26 protein-coding genes are annotated in these 24,973 nt (G+C 63.8%); 15 read left to right on the top strand and 11 right to left on the bottom strand.

Annotated elements, in window-relative coordinates:
• The first annotated feature begins 116 nt into the window (after nucleotides 1-116).
• Nucleotides 117-2,168: an elongation factor G gene (locus NKH59_RS19445; RefSeq protein WP_352683561.1), complete on the top strand. Its 2,052-nt coding sequence runs from the start codon at nucleotides 117-119 to the stop codon at nucleotides 2,166-2,168.
• Nucleotides 2,169-2,984: 816 nt separating this feature from the next.
• Nucleotides 2,985-3,482, top strand: a complete 498-nt coding sequence (locus NKH59_RS19440) for a methyltransferase family protein (RefSeq protein WP_352541068.1) — start codon at nucleotides 2,985-2,987, stop codon at nucleotides 3,480-3,482.
• 19 nt (nucleotides 3,483-3,501) lie between these two features.
• Here the strand turns inward: NKH59_RS19440 and NKH59_RS19435 are convergent, their stop codons facing one another.
• Entirely contained in the window at nucleotides 3,502-4,254 is a 753-nt protein-coding gene (locus NKH59_RS19435) for an SDR family oxidoreductase (RefSeq protein ID WP_352469808.1), read from the bottom strand.
• Nucleotides 4,255-4,375: 121 nt separating this feature from the next.
• Here NKH59_RS19435 and NKH59_RS19430 point away from each other — a divergent pair, with 121 nt between their 5' ends.
• Nucleotides 4,376-5,020, top strand: coding sequence for a TetR/AcrR family transcriptional regulator (locus NKH59_RS19430; RefSeq protein WP_352450432.1), 645 nt, complete (start codon nucleotides 4,376-4,378; stop codon nucleotides 5,018-5,020).
• A 104-nt stretch (nucleotides 5,021-5,124) separates the two neighbouring features.
• Here NKH59_RS19430 and NKH59_RS19425 read toward each other — a convergent pair whose 3' ends face one another.
• Both NKH59_RS19425 and trxB read right to left on the bottom strand, forming a co-directional pair.
• The gene (locus NKH59_RS19425) at nucleotides 5,125-6,021 is read right to left on the bottom strand and encodes a LysR family transcriptional regulator (protein ID WP_023678345.1); all 897 of its coding nucleotides are present in this window, start codon (nucleotides 6,019-6,021) and stop codon (nucleotides 5,125-5,127) included.
• A gap of 98 nt (nucleotides 6,022-6,119) precedes the next feature.
• On the bottom strand, nucleotides 6,120-7,094 hold the full coding sequence (gene trxB / locus NKH59_RS19420; RefSeq protein ID WP_352980364.1) for a thioredoxin-disulfide reductase: 975 nt from the start codon (nucleotides 7,092-7,094) through the stop codon (nucleotides 6,120-6,122).
• A gap of 255 nt (nucleotides 7,095-7,349) precedes the next feature.
• On the opposite strand from trxB, the gene NKH59_RS19415 reads away from it, so the two are divergent.
• On the top strand, nucleotides 7,350-7,826 hold the full coding sequence (locus tag NKH59_RS19415) for an Lrp/AsnC family transcriptional regulator (RefSeq protein ID WP_352469300.1): 477 nt from the start codon (nucleotides 7,350-7,352) through the stop codon (nucleotides 7,824-7,826).
• A 325-nt stretch (nucleotides 7,827-8,151) separates the two neighbouring features.
• Here the strand turns inward: NKH59_RS19415 and NKH59_RS19410 are convergent, their stop codons facing one another.
• The 3 genes from NKH59_RS19410 to NKH59_RS19400 form a co-directional block, all read right to left on the bottom strand.
• Entirely contained in the window at nucleotides 8,152-8,727 is a 576-nt protein-coding gene (locus NKH59_RS19410; RefSeq protein ID WP_023678348.1) for a D-sedoheptulose-7-phosphate isomerase, read from the bottom strand.
• Nucleotides 8,728-8,734: 7 nt separating this feature from the next.
• Nucleotides 8,735-10,213, bottom strand: coding sequence for a D-glycero-beta-D-manno-heptose-7-phosphate kinase (gene rfaE1, locus NKH59_RS19405; protein WP_353022768.1), 1,479 nt, complete (start codon nucleotides 10,211-10,213; stop codon nucleotides 8,735-8,737).
• A gap of 139 nt (nucleotides 10,214-10,352) precedes the next feature.
• Nucleotides 10,353-10,985 carry a LysE family translocator gene (locus NKH59_RS19400; protein ID WP_352683552.1) on the bottom strand — a complete coding sequence of 211 codons (633 nt, stop codon included), beginning with the start codon at nucleotides 10,983-10,985 and terminating at the stop codon, nucleotides 10,353-10,355.
• Nucleotides 10,986-11,160: 175 nt separating this feature from the next.
• Here NKH59_RS19400 and rfaD point away from each other — a divergent pair, with 175 nt between their 5' ends.
• From rfaD to waaC, 3 genes are read left to right on the top strand one after another with little or no spacing between them, the layout of a single operon-like run.
• The gene (rfaD, locus tag NKH59_RS19395; protein ID WP_353022766.1) at nucleotides 11,161-12,111 is read left to right on the top strand and encodes an ADP-glyceromanno-heptose 6-epimerase; all 951 of its coding nucleotides are present in this window, start codon (nucleotides 11,161-11,163) and stop codon (nucleotides 12,109-12,111) included.
• A complete protein-coding gene (gene waaF, locus NKH59_RS19390; protein WP_353022765.1) occupies nucleotides 12,084-13,085 on the top strand; it encodes a lipopolysaccharide heptosyltransferase II in 1,002 nt (333 codons plus the stop codon). The genes rfaD and waaF overlap by 28 nt, the downstream gene beginning before the upstream one ends.
• Complete coding sequence (waaC, locus tag NKH59_RS19385) at nucleotides 13,082-14,065, top strand: lipopolysaccharide heptosyltransferase I (protein ID WP_353022763.1); 984 nt, start codon at nucleotides 13,082-13,084, stop codon at nucleotides 14,063-14,065. Before waaF ends, waaC begins: the two co-directional genes overlap by 4 nt.
• Before the next feature lie 207 nt (nucleotides 14,066-14,272).
• Here the strand turns inward: waaC and greA are convergent, their stop codons facing one another.
• Nucleotides 14,273-14,746, bottom strand: a complete 474-nt coding sequence (gene greA, locus NKH59_RS19380; RefSeq protein WP_023719113.1) for a transcription elongation factor GreA — start codon at nucleotides 14,744-14,746, stop codon at nucleotides 14,273-14,275.
• Between the two features lie 318 nt (nucleotides 14,747-15,064).
• Nucleotides 15,065-15,622, bottom strand: coding sequence for a tetratricopeptide repeat protein (locus NKH59_RS19375; protein WP_353022761.1), 558 nt, complete (start codon nucleotides 15,620-15,622; stop codon nucleotides 15,065-15,067).
• A 235-nt stretch (nucleotides 15,623-15,857) separates the two neighbouring features.
• Here NKH59_RS19375 and NKH59_RS19370 point away from each other — a divergent pair, with 235 nt between their 5' ends.
• From NKH59_RS19370 to NKH59_RS19355, 4 genes are all read left to right on the top strand, one after another.
• Nucleotides 15,858-16,283, top strand: a complete 426-nt coding sequence (locus NKH59_RS19370; protein WP_023678354.1) for a DUF3775 domain-containing protein — start codon at nucleotides 15,858-15,860, stop codon at nucleotides 16,281-16,283.
• Nucleotides 16,284-16,359: 76 nt separating this feature from the next.
• Nucleotides 16,360-17,328: an extensin-like domain-containing protein gene (locus tag NKH59_RS19365; protein ID WP_353022759.1), complete on the top strand. Its 969-nt coding sequence runs from the start codon at nucleotides 16,360-16,362 to the stop codon at nucleotides 17,326-17,328.
• 116 nt (nucleotides 17,329-17,444) lie between these two features.
• Nucleotides 17,445-18,314: an extensin-like domain-containing protein gene (locus NKH59_RS19360; protein ID WP_353022757.1), complete on the top strand. Its 870-nt coding sequence runs from the start codon at nucleotides 17,445-17,447 to the stop codon at nucleotides 18,312-18,314.
• A gap of 66 nt (nucleotides 18,315-18,380) precedes the next feature.
• Nucleotides 18,381-19,088: an LssY C-terminal domain-containing protein gene (locus NKH59_RS19355; protein ID WP_352683540.1), complete on the top strand. Its 708-nt coding sequence runs from the start codon at nucleotides 18,381-18,383 to the stop codon at nucleotides 19,086-19,088.
• A gap of 47 nt (nucleotides 19,089-19,135) precedes the next feature.
• Here the strand turns inward: NKH59_RS19355 and NKH59_RS19350 are convergent, their stop codons facing one another.
• Nucleotides 19,136-20,155, bottom strand: coding sequence for a zinc-dependent alcohol dehydrogenase family protein (locus tag NKH59_RS19350; protein ID WP_353022755.1), 1,020 nt, complete (start codon nucleotides 20,153-20,155; stop codon nucleotides 19,136-19,138).
• A gap of 127 nt (nucleotides 20,156-20,282) precedes the next feature.
• Between NKH59_RS19350 and NKH59_RS19345 the strand changes: the two genes are divergently transcribed.
• The 3 genes from NKH59_RS19345 (at nucleotide 20,283) to NKH59_RS19335 (ending at nucleotide 23,408) form a co-directional block, all read left to right on the top strand.
• Nucleotides 20,283-21,224: a LysR family transcriptional regulator gene (locus tag NKH59_RS19345; protein ID WP_353022753.1), complete on the top strand. Its 942-nt coding sequence runs from the start codon at nucleotides 20,283-20,285 to the stop codon at nucleotides 21,222-21,224.
• Nucleotides 21,225-21,283: 59 nt separating this feature from the next.
• Nucleotides 21,284-22,594: a hemolysin family protein gene (locus NKH59_RS19340; RefSeq protein WP_352775078.1), complete on the top strand. Its 1,311-nt coding sequence runs from the start codon at nucleotides 21,284-21,286 to the stop codon at nucleotides 22,592-22,594.
• Nucleotides 22,595-22,670: 76 nt separating this feature from the next.
• Nucleotides 22,671-23,408: a class I SAM-dependent DNA methyltransferase gene (locus NKH59_RS19335; protein WP_352770984.1), complete on the top strand. Its 738-nt coding sequence runs from the start codon at nucleotides 22,671-22,673 to the stop codon at nucleotides 23,406-23,408.
• 119 nt (nucleotides 23,409-23,527) lie between these two features.
• Here NKH59_RS19335 and NKH59_RS19330 read toward each other — a convergent pair whose 3' ends face one another.
• On the bottom strand, nucleotides 23,528-23,752 hold the full coding sequence (locus tag NKH59_RS19330; protein ID WP_352771009.1) for an NAD(+)--rifampin ADP-ribosyltransferase: 225 nt from the start codon (nucleotides 23,750-23,752) through the stop codon (nucleotides 23,528-23,530).
• A gap of 215 nt (nucleotides 23,753-23,967) precedes the next feature.
• Between NKH59_RS19330 and NKH59_RS19325 the strand changes: the two genes are divergently transcribed.
• Nucleotides 23,968-24,261: a hypothetical protein gene (locus NKH59_RS19325; protein WP_352683531.1), complete on the top strand. Its 294-nt coding sequence runs from the start codon at nucleotides 23,968-23,970 to the stop codon at nucleotides 24,259-24,261.
• A gap of 52 nt (nucleotides 24,262-24,313) precedes the next feature.
• Here the strand turns inward: NKH59_RS19325 and NKH59_RS19320 are convergent, their stop codons facing one another.
• Nucleotides 24,314-24,604 carry a hypothetical protein gene (locus NKH59_RS19320; RefSeq protein ID WP_352980372.1) on the bottom strand — a complete coding sequence of 97 codons (291 nt, stop codon included), beginning with the start codon at nucleotides 24,602-24,604 and terminating at the stop codon, nucleotides 24,314-24,316.
• Nucleotides 24,605-24,973: the final 369 nt, after the last annotated feature.

The following is a 24,973-nucleotide window of genomic DNA, read 5'->3' as shown; positions in this document are numbered from 1 at the left end:
CGGCCTGCCCGTGGGACGATGCCCTTTGGGTAGGTGGCAAATTGAAAAAAGCCTCGCCCGCGACGGCCGACAGGCCGGCCGCCGCTCACAGGGAAACGCCTGAGTGGAGGTCAGCCATGGGTACTCGCGCCGGAGGACGACGCACGGGACCGAAATGCATTGCCATAGTCGGTCCCTTCGCAAGCGGTAAGACGACACTTCTCGAAGCCATACTCGCCCGTACAGGCGCCATTCCCCGCCAGAATCCCGTTTCGTCCGGAAATACCGTTTCCGATCATTCGCCCGAGGCGCGCGCTCACGGCATGAGCGTCGAGGCGACCTTCGCCACCACCGATTTCATGGGCGAGCCGTTCACCTTCGTCGATTGTCCCGGCTCGATCGAATTCTCCTTCGAAGCCGAGCCGGTGCTGGCCGCCTGCGACGTCGCCGTGGTCGTTGCCGAGGCCGACGAGAAGAAGATCCCTGCCCTGCAGCTGATCATGCGCAAGCTCGACGAGCTCGGCGTGCCGCGCATGCTGTTCCTGAACAAGGTCGACAAGGCGATAGCAGGTGTGCGCGACACGCTGAAGATGCTGCAGCCGGCAAGCTCGGTGCCATTGCTGCTGCGCCAGATCCCGCTGCGCAAGGACGGCGTCGTCATCGGCTCGATCGACCTCGCTCTGGAGCGTGCCTACATCTACCGCGAATATGCCGAGAGCGAGGTCGCCCAGATCCCGAGCGACGACAAGGCGCGCGAGCTCGAGGCGCGCTTTTCCATGCTGGAGACACTCGCCGACCATGACGACCGGCTGATGGAGCAATTGCTTGACGAGATCGAACCGCCGAAGGACGCGATCTTCGACGACCTCGCCGCAGATCTGCGCGACGGCACGGTGACGCCGGTGCTGATCGGCACCGCCGAGAAGGGCAACGGCGTGCTGCGCCTGTTGAAGGCGATCCGTCACGACGCACCCGACATCGCGGCGACGCGCCAGCGTCTCGGCGCCCCCGATGGCAATGCCACCGTGGTCCAAGTGATGAAGACCATCCACACCGCGCATGGCGGCAAGCTGTCGGTGTCGCGCATCCTGTCCGGCCAGGTCGCCGACGCCGCCGAGCTGTTCCTTCCCAGCGGCGAGACGGCAAAGGTCTCCGGCATCTACAAGATGCTCGGCAAGGACCAGGTCAAGCTGACTTCGGCCAAGGCCGGCGACACTGTGGCGCTCGGCAAGCTGGACGCCGTCAGGACCGGCCAGACGCTGAGCTCGACCAAGGGCGGCATCAAGCCGCTGGTCACGCTGGCGCCGCCGCAACCGGTCTTCGCCTTCGCGCTGCGGCCGAAAGAGCGCAAGGACGAGGTCAAGATGTCGGCGGCCATCCAGCGCCTGGCCGAGGAAGATCCCTCGCTCAACCTGCATCACAACCAGGATTCCGCCGAAACCGTGCTGTCCGGTCATGGCGAGATGCATCTGCGCGTCGTGCGCGAGCGGCTGGAAGGCAAGAACCAGATCCCGGTCGAAGGCCATGTGCCGGCCGTGCCCTATCGCGAGACGATCCGCAAAGCGACGCAGCAGCGCGGCCGCCACAAGAAACAGTCGGGCGGCCACGGCCAGTTCGGCGATGTGGTGCTGGAGATCAAACCGCTGCCGCGCGGTTCAGGCTTCCAGTTCACCGATACGATCACCGGCGGCGTCGTGCCGAAGACCTACATCCAGTCGGTCGAGACCGGCGTGCGCGATTACCTGAAATCGGGCCCGCTCGGCTTCCCGGTCGTCGATGTTGCCGTCAACCTTTCCGACGGCTCCTACCATGCGGTCGATTCCTCCGACATGGCCTTCCAGATGGCGGCGAAGCTGGCGATGAAGGAAGGCATGGCCGCGTGCTCGCCGGTGCTGCTGGAGCCGGTGATGAAGGTCGAGATCGTCACGCCGTCGGATGCGACGTCGAAGATCATCGCTCTGATCCCGCAGCGGCGCGGCCAGATCCTCGGCTACGACGCGCGGCCCGACTGGCCGGGATGGGACGTGGTCGAGGCGACCATGCCGCAGGCTGAGATCGGCGACCTCATCATCGAGCTGCGCTCGGCCACTGCGGGTGTCGCCAGCTACCGGGCCGTCTTCGACCACATGGCCGAACTCACCGGCCGGTTGGCCGACGAAGCGCTGAACGCCAACGGCAAGGCCGCCTGAGCTGCCCTTGCGGCCCAACAGGAAACGGCGCCCGGATCCCCCGGGCGCCGTTTCTTGCGGACCGTCTTCGTGGGAGGCGAAACGGCAGGTCCGCCGCATGCTTGCCGCCGGTGTTTTGGCGGAGGAAGGTTCGGACGCGGTAGCTGCCTGAGCCCGGGTCGTCCGAGTGATGCCCCCATCCCCCGGACGAGCCACACCGCGTCCTATGCTCTGCTTAATCGATTTGGCGCGCCCGCGGCATGTTACCCGAGGTTACATGTCACTGTTACGCGACCGTTCCGGCCGATTTTCTGGCGATGTGTTGGTTTCGGGCAACAAAAAAGCCGGATCAATGAAGACCCGGCTGAGTTTGATTGGAAGTGCCTGTTAAGGCTAACCTCCAGAGGGGAACACTCGAGAGCGCTAATGGGAGGAGAACGCGCTCAGGAGATGATCTATATATGTGCTCTTCATGCCCAAGAAACAAGCATCTATTTTGCAACACTCACATGCAAAAAGGCGCCGGCTGTGGTCTAATCCGTCCCGAAGCGCAATAGGACCAGTTGAATCGCTGAAATACAGCCTGCGGCAAGGCAAAAATCGATCCGCGGCCGCGAATCAGCAGCGATTCCTGCTCGGAAAGTCGAAAAACGCAGGATGACGTGGAATCGTGCAGCACGCGTTTGTTTTTTCGGCAGGCAGACCTTGCTGGTGCATGCCGCCCAAAAGCCCGCCATCGAGCTTGACCTGAGGTGCGGCGGCTTGGGTTACGTGCCGGACAAGACCTGAAGCGCGTTGCAGGAGACCGTTCAAGGCCGCGCCCGTAAGGAGAGCTATATGCGAGCCACTTCGGCGATCGCCGGCAGCGTCATCTTTCTTGCTGTAGCGCCCGGCGTGGTCGCCGGACTGTTGCCTTGGCTGCTGACCGATCGCTATCGCCTGCCCTGGTCGAGACTGCCCGGTTTCGTTCCTGTGGGCTGGCTGCTGGTTGTCGCCGGCACAGCCATACTGCTGCACGCCTTTGCCCGGTTTGCCCTGGAGGGTCGGGGTACGCCCGCCCCGGTCGCGCCGACCGAGAGGCTGGTCGTCGGCGGCATCTACCGCCATGTCCGCAATCCGATGTACGTCGCCGTGCTGTCGATCGTCCTCGGCCAGGCACTGCTGTTTTCGAGCTGGACGGTCGCCGCCTATCTAGTCATCGCCGCGGCCGCCATGATCTCCTTCGTGAGACTATACGAGGAACCGACGCTTGCCCGCCGCTACGGTGACGAATACGAGGCCTACCGCCGTGCCGTACCAGGCTGGCTGCCCCGCCTGACACCTTGGCGCGGCTGAAGCAGGCTCCAGCGCTGCGTCACCACGGCAGCGGGCCGTCCTCGTTCGAGAACGTGCCCGTCGGACCGTTCGCGTCGAGAAGCGCGAGGCGCACGGGCTCCCGCGCGGCCTGTTCGACTGTGCGCGGACCTTCGAAGTTGTTGAGCTCCGTCGCGGTGTAGCCCGGGCACGCAGCGTTGACCTTGATGCCGGTCTCCTCGAGCTCGATGGCGAAGGCGAGCGTCATCGCGTTGACGGCCGTCTTCGACGGGTTGTAGACGGCGCCAAACGACGTGCGGTACGGAAAGGCCGGATCCGCGTTCAATGTCAGCGAGCCGGCGCCGCTCGATACGTTGACGATACGCGCCGCCGGCGCCTCACGAAGGAGCCGCAGCATCGCTTGCGTGACGGCGACGATGCCAAACACGTTCGTCTCGAATACCGCGCGTACGTCGTCGAGGGAGGCAATGCTCGGGCGGCCCGAATTGATGATCTCCTCAAGCGGCCTGCCCGGCTTTCCCGCATGGGAGATGCCGGCATTGTTCACCAGCACGTCGAGGCGGCCGAGTTCGATGCGGATGCGCTCTGCCGCGGCGGCGATCGACGCCTGATCGGTGACGTCGAGCTGCAGGGCGTGGGCATCCTCTCCGATGCTATTTGCGGCTGCCTCGGCATGCTCGAGCCTGCGCGATCCTACGAGCACGGTAAGGCCGTTCGCCGCGAGGTCCTTGGCGATCTGAAGACCGATGCCCTTGTTGGCCCCGGTGACCAGGGCGACGGGTTTGTCCTGCATGGTAATCTCCTTTTGTGCACCGATGTGTGGCCAACACCGCTTTGCCGTGCTAGATACAAGTCAAACGGAACCACGTTCCACATATATCCGGAACAAGGTTCCGTTTGCAAGAGGTAATTTGATGGGCGAAAAAACGCCGAACGGCAAAACGGATCAAGGCGATGGTCTGGAACCCCGCGACCGCGCGGATCGCCACGTGCGCGCCGACGCACGGCGCAACATCGACGCGTTGCTCCGGGCGGCCATGGCGGTGTTCGCGACCTCCGGCGTGGAGGCTCCGGTGCGAGAGATCGCGGAAAAGGCTGGCGTCGGCGTCGGCACCGTCTACCGCCATTTTCCACAGCGCTCGGACTTGATCGTGGCCGTCTTCCGCAACGAGGTCGACGCCTGTGCTGACGCCGCGCCGATCCTGGCCAGAAAGCATGAGCCCGGTGAAGCGCTGGCCCTGTGGATGCAGCGCTATGTGGATTTCATCACGGCAAAACGCGGCCTCGCGGCAGCCTTGTACTCAGGCAATCCGGCATTCGACACTTTGCCTGCCTATTTCAACCAACGGCTCCGGCCCGCGCTTCAAACATTGCTGGAGGCGGCGGCGGCGGCCGGCGAGGTGCGCGCCGATATCGAGCCGGGCGACCTGTTGGGGGCGGCCGCCAGCCTTGCCATGCCGGCACATGGCGGCGGCCCTGCCCAGGCGCGGCGCATGGTTGCCCTGCTGGTCGACGGTTTGCGCTACGGCGCCAGCACGCTGGCGGATACGCGTTCCTAAAGCGCGTTGCGTTCGACCGAGCTGATGCGACGTGCTTTAGGTTCTTGTTTGATGCATGTCGTTATCGCAAAACCGCTGCGCACTTTTGCGCGACATGCATTAAATCAGAACGACCAGCTGCGCGCCTTGGCGATGATGAAATCGCGGAAGACATGCAGCTTCGCCTGGTTCTTCATCGCGTCGGGATAGGCGAAATAGGTATCGAAGGACGGCACTTCGGTCTCGGGCAGCAACTGCACCAGCCCGGAATCCTTGCTGACCACGTAATCCGGCAGCATGGCGATGCCGGCGCCGCCCTGCACCGCCCGCTTGATCGACAATATGTCGTTGATCTGCAGCGTCGGCACCCTTTGCCCGCCTTCGAAATCGCCGACCGTCTCCAGCCAGTTCAGTTCCGACAGATGCGCCGGCACCGGCACGCCGAAGGTGACGATGCGATGGGTTTTCAGCTCGGCGATCGAATTCGGCTTGCCGTATTTGTTTACATAGGATGGCGCCGCGTAGAGATGGAAATGCACGGTGAACAGGCGGCGCTGGATGAGGTCCGGCTGCTGCGGCTGGCGCAGCCGGATGGCGCAGTCGGCCTGGCGCATCGTGAGATCGAGCTCCTCATTGGCCAGGATGAGCTGCAGGCTGACCTCGGGATAGAGCTCGATGAATTCCTGCACGCGCTCGGTCAGCCAGCCGGCGCCGAGGCCGACCGTGGTCGTCACCCTGAGCACGCCGGAGGGCCGGTCCTTGGTTTCGGTCAGTCGCGACTTGATGGTTTCGAGCTTCATCAGCACGTCGTGCGCCGTGCGGAACAGCATCTCGCCCTGCTCGGTCAGCACCAGGCCGCGGGCATGGCGATTGAACAGCGGCACGCCGACGTCATGCTCGAGCGCGCTGACCTGCCGCGAGATCGCCGACTGCGACAAATGCAGTGTTTCCGCGGCATGGGTGAACGACCCCGCTTCCGCCGCGGCGTGAAACACGCGTAGCTTGTCCCAATCCAACGCCATGATTTCCCCTCGTCCTGTTTTCTGGCGTCCGCCTGTTTTCGGCGTCTGAATGAAAAATCAGGCTTTTGCGCGGCTTTTCTCAGCCGCTTATCGAACAATCACTCCGCCGCTTCGCGGTGAACCTCGATCCCCGCCAGATATTTTTCCGCCTCGAGCGCGGCCATGCAGCCGAGCCCGGCCGCCGTCACCGCCTGGCGGTAGATGTCGTCGGTCACGTCGCCGGCGGCGAACACGCCCGGCATGTCGGTGCGGGTCGAATCCGGCGCCGTCCACAGATAGCCGTTCGGCTTCTGCTTCAGCTTGCCGGCAAACAGCTCGACCGCCGGCGCGTGGCCGATCGCCACGAACACGCCGTCGACCACCAGATGCATCTCCTGCCCGGTCACCACGTTGCGCAGCTTCAGCCCTTCGACCGACGGCGGCAGCGGCGCCTTGCCGGGCCTGCCGGTGATCTCGTCGACCACCGTGTCCCAGATGATGCGGACATTGTCTTTCCGCAGCAGCCGCTCGCGCAGGATGCGCTCGGCGCGGAAATCGCTGCGCCTGTGGATGACGGTGACGCTCTTGGCCAGGTTGGAGAGATAGAGCGCTTCCTCCACCGCCGAATTGCCGCCGCCGATCACCGCGACATCCTTGCCGCGATAGAAGAAGCCGTCGCAGGTGGCGCAGGCCGAAACGCCAAATCCCATGAAGGTGTGTTCGCTCGGGATGCCCAGCCATTTGGCCTGCGCGCCGGTGGCGATGATCAGCGCGTCGGCGGTATAGATCGCGCCGGAATCGCCCTTGGCGCGGAACGGCCGCACGTTGAGGTCGACCTCGGTGATGATGTCGTTGACGATGTCGGTGCCGACATGCTCGGCCTGCCTGAGCATCTCGCTCATCAGCCATGGACCCTGGATCGGTTCGGCGAAGCCCGGATAGTTTTCGACATCGGTGGTGATCATCAGTTGCCCGCCCTGCTGCAGGCCGGCGACCAGCATCGGCTTGAGCATGGCGCGGGCGGCATAGATCGCCGCCGTATAGCCGGCGGGGCCGGAGCCGATGATGAGAACAGGCGCGTGCTTGGTGATCATGAAAAACCTCTGCGGGGAGCAGCCATGGATTGTGGCATGAACTCTCGTCGATTGTTGCGCGTAATGTAAGTGTTGCCTGCGACGCCAGCAAGGCAAGTTGCCGTTCGTCCCCGGAAAGCTTCGGCGCCGGCGACAGCGACAAGCAACCCGCAGCAAGATGATGCGAAAATCCTCGATCCAGCGGATGGAATAGACAGCAAAGTCGTTTAATTACAAAGTCGCGAAAGATTCTTTCGCGTCACCACGGAAGCCACCATGCCGATCAAGGCCGATCTCGATGCCATCGACTGGAAGATCCTGCGCGAGCTTCAGCAGGACGGACGCATGACCAATGTCGAACTGTCGGGCCGCGTCGGCATTTCGGCGCCGCCGTGCCTGCGCCGCGTCAGGCGGCTGGAAGAGGCCGGCATCATTCGCGGCTACCGCGCTTTGCTCAACGCTCCGGCGCTCGGCCTCGACGTCGTCGCCTTCTGTCTGATCGGCCTGCATCACCAGGCCGACGCCGAACTCAAGACCTTCGCCGAGCGCACTCGTGGCTGGCCGATCGTGCGCGACGCCTGGATGGTGTCGGGCGAGTCCGATTTCCTGCTGCATTGCGTGGCGAGCGATCTCGGCACCTTCCAGACCTTCGTCATCGAGGAACTGGCCTCGGCCCCCAATGTCGACACGGTGCGAACCGCGCTGACCATCCGCCGGGTCAAGGATGAAGGGCTGGTGGCGTTTTCGGCTTAAGAAAGCAGGCAACGCGGCTGCGAAACAAAAAACCGGAAACAAAAAACCCGCCTCGGCGGGCGGGATCGTCGGTGGAAATCATCACCATACCCAAATTAATAGCATAGCTGCCGGCACAAAGCAAGAACAAAATTGCCTTCAGCGTTGAAGATTGGCTTCATTCCAGCTTGGGTTCCTCGCCCCACGAAAGTGAGGAGAGGTGTCTCGGCGAAGCCGAGACGGCGAGGGGAACCGCGCCCTACGAAGCGCCCTCTCCGGCCGCTTCGCGGCCACCTCTCCCCCGCTTCGCGGAGGGCGAGGAACCCAGGTCCTGAGAGTTCGAGGATCACCCTGCGTCGCAGAGGCGCGTTTCGACCATTTCGCACAAATGGTGGTAGAGGCACAAATGCCCCTGCTGGATGATCGGCGTCGAGGTCGAGGGTACGTTGAGCAGGATGTCGGAGAGCGGCTTCAGCTTGCCGCCGGTGTCGCCGGTCAGGCTGATCACCGTCATGCCCATCATGCGCGCCTGTTGGGCGGCGGCGAGGATGCTTGGCGAATTGCCGCTGGTCGAGATGGCGAGCAGCACGGCGCCCGCCGAACCATGCGCCTCGACCTGGCGCGCAAACACCGTGTCGAAGCCGTAATCATTGCCCCAGGCGGTCAGCACCGCCGCGTTGGCCGGCAGCGCGATGACGTTATAGGCCTTGCGCTCCCTGAGGAAGCGGCCGACCAGCTCGCCGGCGATATGGATGGCGTCGCTGGCCGAACCCCCATTGCCTGCTATCAGCAGCGCCTTGCCCTGCGAAAGCGCGGCGACGACGGCGCTGACCGCCCGCTCCATCTCGCTGGTCAGGTCGCGCTCGACCATCGCCGAAATCGCGGCCGCCGAGCGCGCCAGGTAATCGTTCAGTTCGGACATGAAACCCTCAGTTCCCGGCGCGCAATCTGCCGATGGTGCCGGTCGTGCTCTTGCCGGCGACGAGGTCGACCAGCACGACGCGCCCGCCGGCCTTCTGCACGACATCGGCGCCAACCACCTGATCGACCGTATAGTCGGCGCCCTTGACCAGTATGTCGGGGCTCAGCGCCTCGATCAGCGAAAGCGGCGTATCCTCCTCGAAGATGACGACGGCGTCGACCGAGGCAAGTGCTGCCAGCACGCAGGCCCGGTCATGCTGGTCGTTGACCGGGCGCCCCGGCCCTTTCAGCCGGCGCACCGAGGCATCGCTGTTGAGGCCGAGCACCAGCCGGTCGCACTGGCTGCGCGCCGCATGCAGCAGGCTGACATGGCCGGCATGCAGGATATCGAAACAGCCATTGGTGAAGCCGACGCTCAAGCCCTCGTCTTTCCAGCCCGCCACCAGCCGCGCGGCGGCGGCGGCATCGAGGATCGCATCCAAGTGGGCGACCGGACCATGCGAGGCAAACAGCGCACCGGTGAGTTCCTCGATCGTCAGCCGCGCCGTGCCGCGCTTGCCGACGACAACACCGCCGGCGGCGTTGGCGATCGATCCGGCCATGACACGATCAGCCCCTGCTGCAAGAGCCAGCGCGAAGGTCGCGATTACCGTGTCGCCGGCGCCCGAAACGTCGAACACTTCGCGCGCCTGCGTGGCGATATGGCGGGCATCGTCCGCACCGATGACGCTCATGCCCTTTTCGCTGCGCGTCGCGACGACGAAATCGAAACCGTGCGCCGAAATCAGCTGGCGCGCCGCCGCCTCGATTTCGTCGTCGGCAAACACTGCGCGGCCGACCGCCTCGCCGAGTTCCTTGCGGTTGGGCGTGATTGCCGTCGCGCCGGCATAACGCGCATAGTCGCGGCCCTTCGGGTCGACCAGCACCGGCTTGCCCGCTTCCCGGCAGATCGAGATTAGCTCGCCGGCGACGCCGTCGAGCAGCACGCCCTTGCCATAGTCGGACAGAATGACGATGTCGGCGCGTGCCAGCGCTTCGCGAAAATGCCCGACCAATGTCGCGCGCTCGGCATCGCCCAGCGGCTTGATTTCCTCTTCGTCAAAACGCAGCACCTGCTGGTTGAGCGCGCTGAATCGGCTTTTGGACGACGTCATGCGATCGGCATCCTGCGCCAGCCCGCCGGTGTCGACGCGAAATTCGCCGAGCATGCGCATGAGGTTCTTGCCGGCCTCGTCAGCGCCGATCACCGAGACCGGTATGACGGCAGCGCCGAGCGAAACGATGTTGGCGACGACATTGCCGGCGCCGCCCATCGCCAGCGTTTCGCCGCGCCCGTGCAGCACCGGGATCGGCGCTTCCGGCGAAATGCGCTCGATCACGCCATTGACGAAACGGTCGAGGATGAAATCGCCGACCACCAGCACGGTGGCGCCGCCGAAGCGCGAAATGGCGCGGTGAAGGGGTTCGGGAGAGGGCAGCTTGATCATGTCAACGCGTGGGAGAGCCGATTTTCAGTGACGGGGGATTCGATTGGCAGGGCCGGCCGTTCATGGCGATGCCGATATACCGCAATTTCAGCCGACGCAACGGCAGGCCTTCGACCGATCGCGGCGGCGCGATAATGCGTCAGCTTTTCTGCAACGCGACATGCACGCCCAGTCCGACAAGCACCGCACCGCCGGCGCGCCGCATCAGGCGCTGCGCGCGGCTCGACTGCCGCAGCCTGGCGATCACCGCGCCGGCCAGCACCACGCAAACAATGTCGGCCGACGAGAACATCAAATTGACGATTGTTCCAAGCACGACGAACTGCAGCCAGACCGGAAACGCTGCCGAGGCATCGATGAATTGCGGCAGGAACGCCATGAAGAAAATCGCCGTTTTTGGGTTGAGCACCTCGACGGCAACGCTCTCGAAAAAGGCGCGGCGGGCGGATTTCGGCTGAATTCCCGGCAAGACAACGTCGCCTTGCGCCTTGGCGCGAAACAGCGAAACACCGAGCCAGACCAGATACAGCGCACCGACCAGCTTGACCGCCATGTAAAGCACCGGCACGGCATGGAAAAGCACCGACAGGCCGACAGCGGCGGCGAAGACATGAACGTAGCCGCCAAGATGGATGCCGAGCGCCGCCATCAGGCCGGACCAGCGGCCGCGCGCCATGGTTTGCGCGGCGGCATAGAGCATGGCGGGGCCGGGGATATAGGCGAAGATCGCCGTGGTGGCGAAAAAGGCGACAAGCAGTTCGGTTGACGGCATTACCTTGCTCCTGTCGCCGGTCGGCCGGCAGGCCGACTGAAACGTGACGTTTGCGGCGCCACTATGGCGCTCATCCGCCGCCCCGCCACCTGCTTTGTCGACAGCCCGGCCCGCCTCCCCTATAAGGCCAGAATCCCACAAGGGCTACAACCGGCACAAGGTACCAGAGGCTTTCATGATCATCGTCACGGGCGGCGCCGGCATGATCGGTTCCAACATCGTCGCCGCGCTCAACGCCGAGGGTTTCAGCGACATCCTCGTCGTCGACGACCTCACCGACGGCCACAAGATCTCCAACCTCGCCGATCTCGAGATCGCAGACTACCTCGACAAGGACGATTTCCTGGCGCGGATGGAGGCCGGTGACCTCGGCCGCATCGAGGCGGTCTTCCACCAGGGCGCCTGCTCGACCACCACCGAATGGAACGGCAAGTTCATGATGGAGGTCAACTACGCCTATTCGAAGCGCCTGCTGCACGCCTGCCTGGCCCTGCGCTTGCCCTTCCTCTATGCCTCGTCCGCTTCGGTCTATGGCAGCGGCGCCGAGTTCCGCGAGGAGCCGCAATGCGAACGGCCGCTCAACGTCTATGCCTATTCGAAAAAACTGTTCGACGACTATGTCCGCCGCACCGTTTTCGATACCGATCACTCGCCGGTCGCGGGCCTGCGTTATTTCAACGTCTATGGACCGCGCGAGGCGCATAAGGGCGCCATGGCCTCTGTCGCCTTCCATCTGTTCAACCAGGTCGAGCAAGGCCAGAACCCGAAACTGTTCGGCGCCTATGGTGGTTTCGGGCCCGGCGAGCAGAGCCGCGACTTCATCCATGTCGGCGATGTCGCCGACGTCAATCTGTGGCTGTGGAAACGCGGCTCGAGCGGCATCTTCAACTGCGGCACCGGCAAGGCCCAGCCGTTCCGCGCCATTGCCGAAACGGTGATCGATACGCTCGGCCAAGGCCAGATCGAATTCATCGAGTTTCCCGACCACCTCAAGGGCAGCTACCAGAGCTTTACGCAAGCTGATATGTCCCGCTTGCGCGCAGCCGGTTACAATGGCCAGTTCCGCACAGTGGAAACCGGCGTCAGAGACTATGTCGAATGGCTGAAAGCCCAACGATCCTCGTGATCGGCCCACGCTGGGTGGGCGACATGGTGATGGCGCAGTGCCTGTTCCAGGCGCTGAGGGAGCTTCATCCGGATGCCGCCATCGACGTGCTGGCGCCGGCCTGGGCAGCACCCCTGGTCAAGCGCATGCCCGAAATCCGCCAGCAGATCGACCTGCCACTGAATTCCGGCGCGTTCGAATTCCGCGTCCGAAGGCGCTTCGGCCGCCTGTTGCGCGGCCGCTACGACATGGCCTTTGTCCTGCCGGGAAGCTGGAAATCGGCGCTGATCCCGTTCTTTGCCGGCATTCCGCGCCGCGTCGGCCATCTCAAGGAAATGCGCTATGGGCTGCTGACCGACATCGTGCCCTTGCCCGATCGCCTGAAACGGCGCACCGCGCAGGCCTATTTCAGCCTTGCCCGGGGTGGCGCCTTCCAGGCGCCGAAGCTCGCCGTCGATCAAGCCAGCCAGGCGGCACTGCTCAGCCGTTTCGGGCTGACGGGGGGGAAATTCGTGGCACTCATGCCCGGCGCCGAATTCGGCCCGGCCAAGCGCTGGCCGAGCGAACACTATGCCGGCCTTGCCCGTGAGATGATGGCGAAAGGGTTTGGCGTGGCACTGTTCGGGTCGAAGAACGACGCTGGGGTGACGGCGGAAATCGCCGCGCTGGCTCCGGGCGCCGTCGATCTTGCCGGCCAGACGCGGCTCGAGGATGCCATCGACCTGATCGCGGCGGCGAGGCTCGCCGTCTCCAACGACAGCGGGCTGATGCATGTCGCCGCCGCCGTCGGCACGCCGGTAGTCGCCGTCTACGGCTCGACCTCGCCGCAGAACACGCCGCCGCTCGCCGATCGCCGCGAACTGGTCTGGCTCGGCCTGTCCTGTTCGCCCTGTCACAAAAAAATCTGCCCGCTCGGTCATCTCAACTGCCTGAAGACGCTGGAGGTCGAACGCGTCGTGGCGGCGGCGGAGCGGCTGCTGCCGGCCGCCGCATGAAAGTGCTGATCATCAAGACATCGTCCATGGGCGACGTCATCCACACCTTCCCGGCGATCGAGGACGCGCGCCACGCTCAGCCGGATATCTCCTTCGACTGGTGTGTCGAAGAGGCATTTGCCGGGATTGTGGCGCTGCATCCAGCCATCCAAACCATCCACAGCGTGGCGATCCGGCGCTGGCGCAGGAAGCTGCTCGAGCCCGGCACATGGCGGGAAGTGATCGGCTTGCGCCGCGCCTTGCGCGATTGCCGCTACGACCTCGTTCTCGATGCGCAAGGCTTGCTGAAATCGGCGCTGGTGGCGCGGCTGGCGGCGGCGCCGATCGCCGGTTTCGATCGGTCGAGCGCTCGGGAGCCGTCGGCGACCTTGTTCTACGACCACCGATATCCCGTGCCGCGCGGCCTGCATGCCATCGAGCGCACGAGGCGCCTGTTCGGGCTGGCGCTCGGCTACGAGCCGGATTTTTCCCGGCTTGACTCCGGCATCGCGCCGCCGGCCGGAAGATCCATTCTTGTCGGTGAAAAGACCGCCTTCCTGCTGCATGGCACCAGCCGCGACGACAAGAAATGGCCGGTCGCGGACTGGATCGAAACCGCCCGTCTGCTGGTGGACAAGGGAATAACGCCGGTCACCACTTGGTCGAACGACCGGGAAAAGGCGGTTGCCGAAGCGATCGCCGGCGCCGTTTCGCAAACCGTGGTGTTTCCCAGATCGCCGCTTGCCGAGATCGCCGCCGTCATCGGCGGCTCGGCGCTGGTCATCGGCGCCGACACCGGCCTGACCCATCTCGCCAGCGCTTTCGGCCTGCCGACGGTGGCGATATTCCTCGCTACCGAGCCTGGCCTGACCGGCCCGCGTGGGCCATTCTCATCGACGCTGCTGGCCAGGCCCGATCACAGCGTCACCCCGCCGGAGGTGATGGCGGAAGCCGAGAGGCTTGTGGAGCGCCAGACGCTTGGTCAGGCCGGTGACCGCTGATTTGCTCAATCAATTCAATCGGAAAGGTCAGCGCTGCCCCTTCCCTTCTCCCCTTGTGGGAGAAGGTGGATCGGCGCGAAGCGCCGAGACGGATGAGGGGTGTTGGACGGAGTGCGGAGGGAGCCAAGCTGGAACACCCCTCATCCGACCTCGCTTCGCGAGGCCACCTTCTCCCACAGGGGGAGAAGGCAGAGCAGCGCCAATCCCCTAGATAAATTGCACCTGGACGATCTCGTAGCCCCTGGCGCCGCCCGGTGCGTTGACCTCGATGGCGTCGCCGACTTCCTTGCCGATCAGGGCGCGGGCGATCGGCGACGAAATCGAGATGCGGCCGGATTTCACGTCCGCTTCCTGGTCGCCGACGATCTGGTAGGTCTTTTTCTCCTCGGTATCCTCGTCGACCAGCACCACGGTGGCGCCGAACTTGACCTTGTCGCCGCTGAGTTTGGTGACGTCGATCACCTCGGCCCGCGCGATCAGGTCCTCGAGTTCGTTGACCCGGCCCTCATTGAGGCTCTGTGCCTCTTTTGCCGCGTGATATTCGGCATTTTCGGAGAGGTCGCCATGCGAGCGCGCTTCGGAAATCGCCTCGATGATACGCGGCCGCTCCTGTTGCTGGCGCCAGCGCAGTTCTTCCTTCAATGACGCGAACCCCTCGCCTGTCATCGGGACCTTGTTCATAATGCCTGACCTTTCCTGCCGCCGCCCCCGCAATCGGGAGCGACCTTGTCGATGGTAAAAAAAGAAAACGGTCCGGCAGCCTCGCTAACGGAACCGTCTCACCACAATCTTGCAAGATATAGCAATCTTCGCGGGTTTTTCACGTCCAAAAAGTCGGATTCTGAAAAATCATCCACCGATTGCGCGACTGACCTAACGTCAAGGAGCGCATCACGTGTACCGTGATGCCAAATTCCAGTTCGGAGCAGCATATGAGCACAGCAAAAAACCGGCTGCGATCGCTCGCAGCCGGTTATGAGCAGCGTTCCGGAAGGCGGATCAGCTCCTCATGAAGTGATCGATCTGCTCCGACAGCATGCCGTATTCGCGAGACCCCTTGCCCGTGCGCTTCTCGATCTCGCGGAGCTGTTCCTGGGCGCCGGCAAGATCGCCGATCTGCAGGTGCGCCTCGCCGAGATATTCGCGCACCAGCGTGTAATTCGGGTCGATGCGCAGCGCTTCCTCGTAATAGCCGAGGCCGACGGTGACGCGGCCGGAATGGCGGTGCGAATAGCCGAGATAGTTGAGGATGCGCGGATCCTGCTTGTTGGCGGCGAGGCTGAGCACGGCGATCGCCTCGTCATAGCGTCCATCCATCGCCAGCGCGCGGCCGGCATCATAGATGCTGTCGTCATCCAGCATGCCTTGCTTCGGCGAGACACATTTCTTCTGCTTCTTGTCCCAGACCTGCCCCTTCTTGCACTGGCTCTGGCCGCCGCCGCCATTGCCGCCGCCGCCACCACCACCTCCCCCGCCTTCACCAGCCGAAAACGCCGGAGCCGCAATCAGCGGCAGGGCGGCAATGGCCATGGCGTAAATCAGCAATCGTCTGCGCATTACACTCTCCTTTGAACCTGACAATGCAACACTAACGCCGGGCCAACGCCGTTTCGTCCCCGGAAAATGCCATCCTATCTCAAAACCGCGATCTCCCCCAGCAAGGCCATCTTATCCCGGGAAGAGAGGGCATCGGAAATCATGCTCACGATCAACGCCGCCGCGCAAGATAACGTGACGAGCGCTGCAAATCCGCTATCATCGACCGACCGAGCACGAAGCAGGGAGACGGCCGGTGCAGCAACGCGTTGAACGAGACTGGGAGCTTTCGATCGGTCCCGACACCGTGCGCCTGTTCATCCTGAAGGCGAAGGCGCTCAGCGCCGCCGTCAACGAAGACTATGCCGACGGCGCCGAGCACGAGGTAGAGCTCGACGGCAACGCGCACGACAACCACCATCATGACGGCCTTGCCGAGGAAAGCTCCGAAGATCTCACCGAAGAAGAACTGCGCGAGCTTATCGACGATCTCAATGTCGACGAAGCGGCCGAACTGATTGCGTTGGCCTGGGTCGGCCGCGGCGACTATGACGCGACGGAATGGACGGACGCGCTGTCCGCCGCCCGCGAGCGCGCCAACAAGCGCACGGCAAAATATCTGCTCGGCATGCCGCTGCTGGCGGACTGGCTCGAGGAAGGCCTGGAAGCGATCGGCGCGTGACGGCGCGGTTACCGATTGTGATCGCCTCGAACCTTCGTCCAAGGCAACTTCCCTGCATTCTGGCCGTTGCGAGCTGATGGCGGCGTTTGGTTTTTCCGGATTGTGCAGACTGATGCTCGCCGTTGCGGCGGCGTCGCTGCTGGCGGGACCTGCATTAGCCAAGGCGCCCGAACTACCGCAAACCGCACCGGTTCCCCAGCTCAACCGGGAAGCCACCTCGCCATCCCCAACCGAGATCCCGGTCCCCGAACCACGCCCCGCTCCGGAGGCTGAGCGGCCCAAAGACGGTCAGCCTCAAAACGATCAGCCCCAAAATGGCCAGTCCAAGACCGAGCAGCCGGAGCCGCCGGCGATCGCGCCGCAGCCGCCTGAAAAGCCGGCGCAGGCCGAGCCGCCGGCAAACCCATCGGTCGCGCCACCAAACCCCGCCGAGGCAGACGAGAAGGCGGAGCAAAAAATCCTTCCAGATCCTCGATCGGTCGCCATTGCCGGGAAAGAAATGCCGCCGGAGGAGTTGGCCTGCCGCAGGCGGCTGAAGTCGATGGGCGTCGATTTCGAGGAGCGCAAGCCCGAGCATGATACGGCGGTCGGTTGCTCGATCCCCTACCCGATCGTGCTGAAGACGCTCGGCAAATCCATCGCCATCGGCCCGGACCCAGAGCTCAATTGCCAGATGGCGGAAGCGGCCGCCCGCTTTGCTGCTTCGGTCATCCAGCCTGCCGCAAAGGCCGAGTTCGGCATGGATGTCAAATCGATCGGCCAGGCCTCCGCCTTCGTCTGCCGGCCGCGCCACGCCGGCGGCAAACTGTCGGAGCACGCCTTCGGCAACGCGCTCGACATCGCCAGCTTCACGCTTTCGGACGGGAAGGAGATCGATGTCGGCCCGGCGCCGCCGGAAAAGGACGCGAAATTCCTGGACACAGTGCGCAAGGCGGCCTGCGGGCCGTTCAAGACCGTGCTTGGTCCCGGCAGCGATGCCGATCATTCGCTGCATCTCCATTTCGATCTCGAGCCGCGCCGCAATGGCGGCACGTTTTGCCAATGACGCCGGCCGCCGGTACTGGGCGCCGCAATTTGGCCGCAGGCGTGAACGGCGCCGCTGATTTTTCCTTTACTCTTCAGGTTTAGAGTCTGTGCCATCTGGGGACAGGAACCCTTCCGATGGCCGGGCTATTTCGCGCTGCGCTTGCCGCTGCGCGGCACACAGAATGCGCGCGCAGGGCCGGAAGGCTTGCCGCCCTGCTTGCCGTGGCGGCGGTCTCAGCCTGCAATACCGGCAGCGTGCTGTCGCTGCAGCCGGCCGTCGATGTCGGCAGCCAGACCGCTGCCGTCCCGCCCAATTCGGACCCGCAATATTCCGACCCGCAATATTCCGGCGCGCAAGATTCCGGGCCGCAATATTCGGGTATGCAGCGCCTCGTCCCGTCCAACCCCTATATGACCGCCGCCTATCCGCGCCTGGACAACCCGATGTCGCCGGCCGAACAGATGCCGGCCACCGAGATCGATTGCCGCAAGGAACTGAAACGCCTCGGCGTCGTCTACACCGATGTTGCGCCGATCCATGAAGGCCAGTGCGGCATCGATTATCCTGTCAAGGTGTCGGCCATCGGCAGCGTCGAGATGAAGCCGGCCGCGACGCTGACCTGCGACATGGCCGCCAGCTTTGCCGGCTGGACCAGGAACGAACTCGTGCCGTCGGCCCGCTGGCGCTATTTTTCAGGCGTCAAGACCATCCACCAGGGCTCGAGCTATTCCTGCCGCAGGATTGCCGGCGAAGGTGTTTTGTCGGAACACGGCAAGGGCAATGCGCTCGACGTGATGAGCATCGAGCTTAACAATGGCGACGACATCGACGTCCGCAAGCCCGGCCTGTTCGCCTTCCGCACGCGCGGCTTCCTCAACAATGTGCGCGCCGACGGCTGCCAGTATTTCACCACCGTGCTCGGCCCCGGCTATAATTACGACCACCGCAACCATTTCCATTTCGACATCAAGAACCGCAAGAACGGCTATCGCGCCTGCCGCTGATTGCAGCCCCTGCCCAAGACTTGCTGCGCCGGTTAAGATGGTGCGCAGACGCTTGGGTGGTGCCTCTTGAGCCAACGGAGCCTTCGACGACGTGCAACGACCTGGCTGGTGGCATGCTGTGCCGCCTATCTTTCGCTCGCCTATTTCGCCGCGCCTGAGTTCTGGACGTTACGGGACCGCAATTTTCGCAATCAGCAATTCGAGATGGTGACGCACACGCCGCAAGGCATTCCGGGCGATCCGATCAATGTCGGCCTTGTCGGCACCAAGAAGGAGGTTGTCCATGCTTTTGCCGTCGCCGGCTGGGATACGGCAGACGCCATCACGCTGAAGACCGCGATCGAGATCGGCGAAAGCGTGCTGTTCAACCGCCCCTATCCCGACGCGCCGGTCAGCCGGCTTTTGTTCGAAGGCCGCGCCCAGGACCTAGCCTTCGAAAAGCCGGTCGGCGACAGCGCCGACCGCCGCCACCACGTCCGCTTCTGGCAGACCCAGGCGACCGGAGACGACGGCCGGCCGCTCTGGCTCGGCTCGGCAAGCTTCGACCGGGGCGTCGGCCTCAGCCATGACACCGGCGCGATCACCCATCATATCGGCCCCGACGTCGACGCCGAGCGCGACGGGCTGATGCACGACCTCTCCGCCGCCCGCATGCTGGTCTCGACCAGCGAGATACCAGGCGTCGGCGCCACGAAGACCGGGCGCAACGGCGAAGGCGATCCCTATTTCACCGACGGCAAGGCCATCATCGGGGTCCTGCTGCAACTGCCGTAGGCGCGCAATCGGCCTTCCCGTCTGACAGCCATTTCGTCCCGACGGGTTCAGGGCACGGTGATCACGATCTTGCCGAACGGTCCTGTCTCCAGACGCTCAAATGCCTGCGGCACCTCGTCGAAGCCAAACACCTTGTCGATCACCGGCTTGATGGCAAGCGTCTCGATCGCCTGGTTCATTCGCTCGAAAGCGCGGCGGTGGCCGATCGATATGCCTTGTACGACGATCCGATTGCGCAGGAACGGAATGATCGGGAAACTGAGCTCCATGCTGCCGAGAAGGCCGATGAGCGACAGCCTGCCGTCGGCGCCCAGCGCATTGAGCGAGCGCCGCGCATTGTCGCCGCCAACCATTTCCAGCACATGGCTGACGCCGGCCCCGTTTGTCAGTTCGCGCGCCGCCTCGTCCCATGCCGGCTGGCTGCGATAATTGATCCTCTTCCAGGCGCCGAGCGCCTTCGCCCGCTCGAGCTTCTCGTCGCTGCTCGAGGTGATGATGGTGCGCAGGCCGAAGGCGGCGGCAAATTGCAGCGCAAACAGCGACACGCCGCCGGTGCCCTGGATGAGAACGGTTTCGCCCGGGATCGGCTTGGCCTCCTCGACCAGCGCGAACCACGCCGTCAGCGCCGCAATCGGCAGCGTCGATGCCTCGACGTCGCTGAGCTGCGGCGGCGCCGCCACGGCGGCATCCTCATGAAAAAGCACATGCTCGGACAGCATGCCGGGCAGTGACGAACCAAGCGTATGCTTGTGCAGCACCGGCGGGGCGTCGCCGTCCGGCCAGTCGGCGATCACCTGGCCGAGCACGCGCTGCCCGATGCCGAAGCGGCTGACTTCGCTGCCGGTGGCGACTACTTCGCCTACCGCGTCCGATGTCGGCACGAACGGAAAGCTGAGGTCCGGTATCAGCACGCCATCGACGATCATCCTGTCCTTGTAATTCAGCGATACCGCTGTGACTCGTACCAGAAGATCATGCGGCCCGGGTTGGGGCAGCTTTCCATCAGCCGGCCTCAACCTGGACAGGCCGAAACCGTTCATCTGCCAGGATCTGTTTTCGGTGCTCATTTGGTTCGCGCTCCGTGGTTGATGATTGCGCGAGACATTTACGCCGTTTCACTATGGAGAAAAGTGCTTCCATGTGGCATGTTCTGCAACAGATTAAGGAGCAAAACTCTACAATAGGAGCGCTTCATTGGAATCAGCCAATTTGCAAGGCATCGTCGCATTCGTTCACGCGGTGGAGGCCGGCAGCTTCACCGGCGCCGGCGCGCGGCTGCATGTCACGAAATCGGCGATCGGCAAGTCGATCGCGCAGCTGGAACAGCGATTAGGCGTTCGCCTGCTCAACCGCACCACCCGCAGCCTCAGCCCGACCAGCGAGGGCCTGAGCTATTACGAAGCCTGCGTCAGGGCATTGGCCGAGATCGATGCCGCCCAGTCGCTGCTCGCTTCCCGCAAGCAGGTGCCTTCCGGCCGGCTTCGTGTCGACCTGCCTCTGGCCTTCGGCCGCCGGTGCGTCGCCCCAGTGCTGTTCGAGATTTCCAAAAGATATCCGGATCTGACGATGGAAATCTCCTTCAACGACCGGCGCGTCGACTTGATCGAGGAAGGCATCGACCTGACGGTGCGTATGGGCGACCTCGACGACAGCTTGTCGCTCGCCGCGCGCCGCATCTATGCCCAGCGTTCGGGCGTCTGCGCCGCCCCCGCCTATCTCGACGCCCATGGCAGGCCGCAATCGATCGAGGACCTGGCCAGGCACAGCCTCATCGGCTACGGCCGCGACGGCACGGTCCATCCCTGGACCGTCAGGCATGCCGACGGCCGTCTCGAAAAATTCGCGCCCAAGGCGCGGCTGGTGCTCGGTCACGGCGAACCGATGCTCGATGCGGTACTGGCCGGCTGCGGCATCGTCTATCTGCCGACATGGCTGACGGCCGACAGCATCAGGCGCGGCGAGCTCGAAATGGTTCTGTCGGACTGTCTTGTCGAAAACACCGTGGTGCATGCCATCTGGCCGGTAACACGCAATCTCGCGCCAAAGGTGCGCGTCGTCGTCGACGCCCTGATCGAGCATTTTGCCGCGCCGTCCTGGGATGCGGCAGGAGTGCCGCCTGATTGCCCGGCTCGCTAAATTTAAAAAGCGCGACCGTCCTATTTTCGAAAACAGCGCGGCAATGCTATGGACCCGGCATGCTTTATGCTGAAATTGCCATCGTGGTCGTCCTCATCTGCATTAACGGCCTTCTGTCGATGTCCGAGCTCGCCATCGTCTCGTCGCGGCCGGCGCGCCTCAAGACGATGATCGACCGCAACGTCAAGGGCGCCGGCCGGGCCCTGGCGCTCGGCGCCAATCCGGGAAAATTCCTGTCCTCGGTGCAGATCGGCATCACTTTGGTCGGCGTCTTGTCCGGTGCCTTTTCCGGCGCCACGCTCGGCGAGCGGCTGGCCACCTCCCTGGCGTCCGCCGGCATCCGCGAAAGCCTCGCCGATCCGCTCGGCGTCGGCATCGTCGTCGCCCTCATCACCTATGGCTCGCTGATCATCGGCGAACTGGTGCCCAAGCAGATCGCATTGCGCGACCCCGAACGGGTAGCCGTCAGGGTCGCCCCGGCAATGACCATCCTCGCCAGCGTCTCGGCGCCGCTGGTCTTCCTGCTCGATTTTTCCGGCCGCGCCCTCCTGTGGCTGCTTGGCCAGCGCGGTCAGAGCGAGGATAAGGTTACCGACGAGGAGATCAAGATGCTGGTCGCCGAAGCCGAGCACCACGGCACCATCGAATCCGACGAACGGCGGATGATCGCCGGCGTCATGCGGCTCGGCGACCGTGCCGTGCGCGCGGTGATGACGCCGCGCACCGAGGTCGACTGGATCAATCTGCAATCCGACGAGGCGGCCATCAGGAAGCTGCTGATGGACACCCAGCATTCGCGCCTGCCGGCCGGCGACGGCGGCGTCGACGCCATGATCGGCGTCGTCCAGACCCGCGACGTGCTGGCCGCAATGCTCGGCGGCCGCGCTCTCGACCCGCGCCGGCACGTGCGCGCCGCGCCAATCGTGCATGACCAGGCCGACGCGCTGGACGTGCTTGCGACGCTGAAAGAATCCGACGTGCCGATGGCGCTGGTGCATGACGAATACGGCCATTTCGAAGGCATCGTCACCCCGGCCGACATACTGGAAGCGATCACCGGCGTCTTCCGTTCCGATCTCGATGCCGGCGAAGAGGAAAACGCCGTCAAGCGCGAGGACGGCTCATGGCTGCTCGCCGGCTACATGCAGGCCGACGAGATGGCGGAGGTCCTCGGCATCGACCTGCCTGAGAACCGCGATTACGAAACCGTCGCCGGCTATGTGCTGTCGCATTTGCACCATCTGCCGGCGACCGGCGAATGCGTCGACGCGCAAGGCTGGCGCTTCGAGGTCGTCGACCTCGACGGCCGCCGCATCGACAAGCTCATCGCCACCCGCCTGCCCGGCGGCCACCGCGAGGTCGTGCGGTAACGATCGACGCGACTTATGGGCTATATGCTCGCGGCGACACCGCTCGCACAGTCAAAGTTGATTGGGAATACCGCCTATGGTCGACCACCTTTTCGCCGACCCGTATCTCGCTGCCGTCTACGATGCCTGGCACCCGAGATCTGCGCGCGACGACTATGATTTCTACCTGCCCCGCATTCTAACAGCAGACGCGGTGCTTGATGTCGGATGTGGAACGGGCACCCTCCTTCACGAGGCACGCCTGGCCGGACATTCAGGGCGGCTCTGCGGCATCGACCCAGCACCCGTCGTGTTGAATCGCGCACGAACGCGCGCGGATATCGAATGGGTTCTCGGCGATCTCCAATCGGCCGGCTGGACAGCCGAATTTGATCTCATTGTGATGACGGGGCACGCATTCCAGGCCCTTGTCAGCGACGAAGACCTGAGGGATTTCATGGCGGCTGTCCGACACGCCCTTGTCCCAGGCGGATGCTTCGCGTTCGAAACGCGGAACCCTTCGGTGCGGGCGTGGGAGCACTGGACACCCGAAAATGCGGTCGTCGTTGAGCTGCCTGACGGGTCGCTGGTGCAGATCACAACAGAGGTGATCGTGCCGTTCGATGGACAGACGGTGACATTCACCCACAGGTTCGGCGGAAAGCATCCGAGCCTTCCGCAAGTTAGTCGCAGCACCTTGCGATTCCTCGAGACGGACGCCTTATCGAGCCTGCTGGGGAACGCGGGGCTACGGATCGAACAGCAATTCGGCGACTTTGACGGCAGCCCACTTGGCCCTTCGAGCCCAGAGATCATCACGTTCGCGGCCAGATGAAAAGGAGCATCCGCTCTCCAGCCCTGCAAGCAACGACAACTCGCGGCCCCATTGCGGACGTGGAGCCGTATTTTGCGGCGGCTGCGACGCAGAAATGAGACTGCCGACCGTCAGCCAGGTCAAGCTTGGCAATCGCAGGACTCAGCGATCAATCGATTGCCTCGATGCCTTGTGCCCTCAGCCGTTCGAGATGGTCCATCATCCAGAGTGCCGGTTAGATAGACCCAGGCTGCCTGCTTTCGCGCGCCGTAGTTGGAGCTGTAACCGGCTTCGATCAGGTCTCCCGGTTTAAGATCGGCCCGCGTGCCGTGGTAGAATTGGCGCGGCTGGTCGGAGGCTGTCATCGGCTCGCTACTCATCCTCGTCGTCCCAGGCATCATGGTGTCGTGGCGCGCACTATTTCATGCACGCCATCGAATCAAGCCTCCGGCCGCGCGGTTATCGGCCGTCCGCGCTTAGCGCTGCCGACACCCATTTCGGCCATACCGCCCGATGCGCGCTAGCGGTCGGCTGCCGGCGCGGTTATTATCGGCGCCTGCACCGTCGCTAAGGTGGAAAGATGGATCTGCAAGCCTTCAGGGAATCGATTGCGAAACCACAGCCGCCAGCCGGCTTGAGCCCTGCCCTGCAGGCGCTGTGGTGGGATGCAAAGGGCGATTGGGCTAAGGCGCACGAGTGCGCGCAGCAGCGCGACGATACGGCGGGCATGCACGTGCATGCCTATCTCCACCGCAAGGAAGGCGACCAATCGAATGCGGAATATTGGTATCGCCGCAGCAACGCGGCGCCGTCGACCTTGACGCTTGACGAGGAATGGCAAGAGTTGGCAGGTACACTTTTGCAGCAAAGCTGACGCTTGCTCAGTCATCGTAAAATAGCCGGTCTTGCATCCACTCGCCGCGGTTTCAGCTGGCGCCCTGTGGCTTGTCCCTGTCGTTCCATTCCGCATTGCGCGCCCGCGCCTCTTCGGCGATCAGCTTGAACTCCCGCATCTTCGCAGCTTCGATGGCGAATGCGCGGCTTGGCAGGACGCCAGGGTCCTCCTGACTGTTCTGAAACTGAAAACGGGCCTCCAGTTCGGCCCATATTCGCTCGGGTGCCGTATCCTTGCTGGCAAGCAGCGCAACAACCAGCGCCAGAGTCTCGCGCTGGGCGTTCAGCCGCCCTTCGATCTCTTCATTCGGCAATTCGGACATGCGGGTCGCTTCCAGTTTCTGGCTCAACGGCAAAATCGCACCCTTGTTCCGGAACTCGGGGCTGGCGCGGTCCGGCTGGGCAGCAGATGCTCGCAATCGCAATCGAGATGACCTCTCCTCCTCGATTCTGTTGACTCGGGCCGATGGCACTTCTCGCGCCGCTTGCGTCCAGCTTCTTCGAACGCGGCAATGCGAACAAATCTTGAGAGCCTGAAGCGAATTGTCGAGACTGCTCGTCCAGCAGATTGATCCCAAGGGTCGCCGTTTAACCTCATTCCAGCAGACTTCCGGATTCCACCCCGTAGCCGGCACCTGCGGTTAACTGCCCGCGACGATCAAAGCCTGTCATCGAGAACGGCCATAGGCTGC

Source organism: Mesorhizobium sp. M0998 (assembly GCF_040318885.1).
Lineage (GTDB): Bacteria > Pseudomonadota > Alphaproteobacteria > Rhizobiales > Rhizobiaceae > Mesorhizobium.
Note: the sequence above shows the minus strand (reverse complement) of the source record. Positions and strands in the feature narration are given on the sequence as shown.

Coding starts and splice junctions, on each gene's coding strand:
- NKH59_RS19360 (WP_353022757.1), top strand. CDS start 17,445: ATGGCCGGGCTATTTCGCGCTGCGCTTGCCGCTGCGCGGCACACAGAA.
- NKH59_RS19430 (WP_352450432.1), top strand. CDS start 4,376: ATGGGCGAAAAAACGCCGAACGGCAAAACGGATCAAGGCGATGGTCTG.
- NKH59_RS19335 (WP_352770984.1), top strand. CDS start 22,671: ATGGTCGACCACCTTTTCGCCGACCCGTATCTCGCTGCCGTCTACGAT.
- NKH59_RS19350 (WP_353022755.1), bottom strand. CDS start 20,155: ATGAGCACCGAAAACAGATCCTGGCAGATGAACGGTTTCGGCCTGTCC.
- NKH59_RS19440 (WP_352541068.1), top strand. CDS start 2,985: ATGCGAGCCACTTCGGCGATCGCCGGCAGCGTCATCTTTCTTGCTGTA.
- waaF (WP_353022765.1), top strand. CDS start 12,084: ATGGCTGAAAGCCCAACGATCCTCGTGATCGGCCCACGCTGGGTGGGC.
- NKH59_RS19325 (WP_352683531.1), top strand. CDS start 23,968: ATGGATCTGCAAGCCTTCAGGGAATCGATTGCGAAACCACAGCCGCCA.
- NKH59_RS19375 (WP_353022761.1), bottom strand. CDS start 15,622: ATGCGCAGACGATTGCTGATTTACGCCATGGCCATTGCCGCCCTGCCG.
- NKH59_RS19330 (WP_352771009.1), bottom strand. CDS start 23,752: ATGACAGCCTCCGACCAGCCGCGCCAATTCTACCACGGCACGCGGGCC.
- NKH59_RS19445 (WP_352683561.1), top strand. CDS start 117: ATGGGTACTCGCGCCGGAGGACGACGCACGGGACCGAAATGCATTGCC.
- NKH59_RS19400 (WP_352683552.1), bottom strand. CDS start 10,985: ATGCCGTCAACCGAACTGCTTGTCGCCTTTTTCGCCACCACGGCGATC.
- NKH59_RS19435 (WP_352469808.1), bottom strand. CDS start 4,254: ATGCAGGACAAACCCGTCGCCCTGGTCACCGGGGCCAACAAGGGCATC.
- NKH59_RS19415 (WP_352469300.1), top strand. CDS start 7,350: ATGCCGATCAAGGCCGATCTCGATGCCATCGACTGGAAGATCCTGCGC.
- NKH59_RS19365 (WP_353022759.1), top strand. CDS start 16,360: ATGGCGGCGTTTGGTTTTTCCGGATTGTGCAGACTGATGCTCGCCGTT.
- NKH59_RS19425 (WP_023678345.1), bottom strand. CDS start 6,021: ATGGCGTTGGATTGGGACAAGCTACGCGTGTTTCACGCCGCGGCGGAA.
- NKH59_RS19340 (WP_352775078.1), top strand. CDS start 21,284: ATGCTTTATGCTGAAATTGCCATCGTGGTCGTCCTCATCTGCATTAAC.
- waaC (WP_353022763.1), top strand. CDS start 13,082: ATGAAAGTGCTGATCATCAAGACATCGTCCATGGGCGACGTCATCCAC.
- trxB (WP_352980364.1), bottom strand. CDS start 7,094: ATGATCACCAAGCACGCGCCTGTTCTCATCATCGGCTCCGGCCCCGCC.
- NKH59_RS19410 (WP_023678348.1), bottom strand. CDS start 8,727: ATGTCCGAACTGAACGATTACCTGGCGCGCTCGGCGGCCGCGATTTCG.
- NKH59_RS19320 (WP_352980372.1), bottom strand. CDS start 24,604: ATGTCCGAATTGCCGAATGAAGAGATCGAAGGGCGGCTGAACGCCCAG.
- greA (WP_023719113.1), bottom strand. CDS start 14,746: ATGAACAAGGTCCCGATGACAGGCGAGGGGTTCGCGTCATTGAAGGAA.
- rfaD (WP_353022766.1), top strand. CDS start 11,161: ATGATCATCGTCACGGGCGGCGCCGGCATGATCGGTTCCAACATCGTC.
- rfaE1 (WP_353022768.1), bottom strand. CDS start 10,213: ATGATCAAGCTGCCCTCTCCCGAACCCCTTCACCGCGCCATTTCGCGC.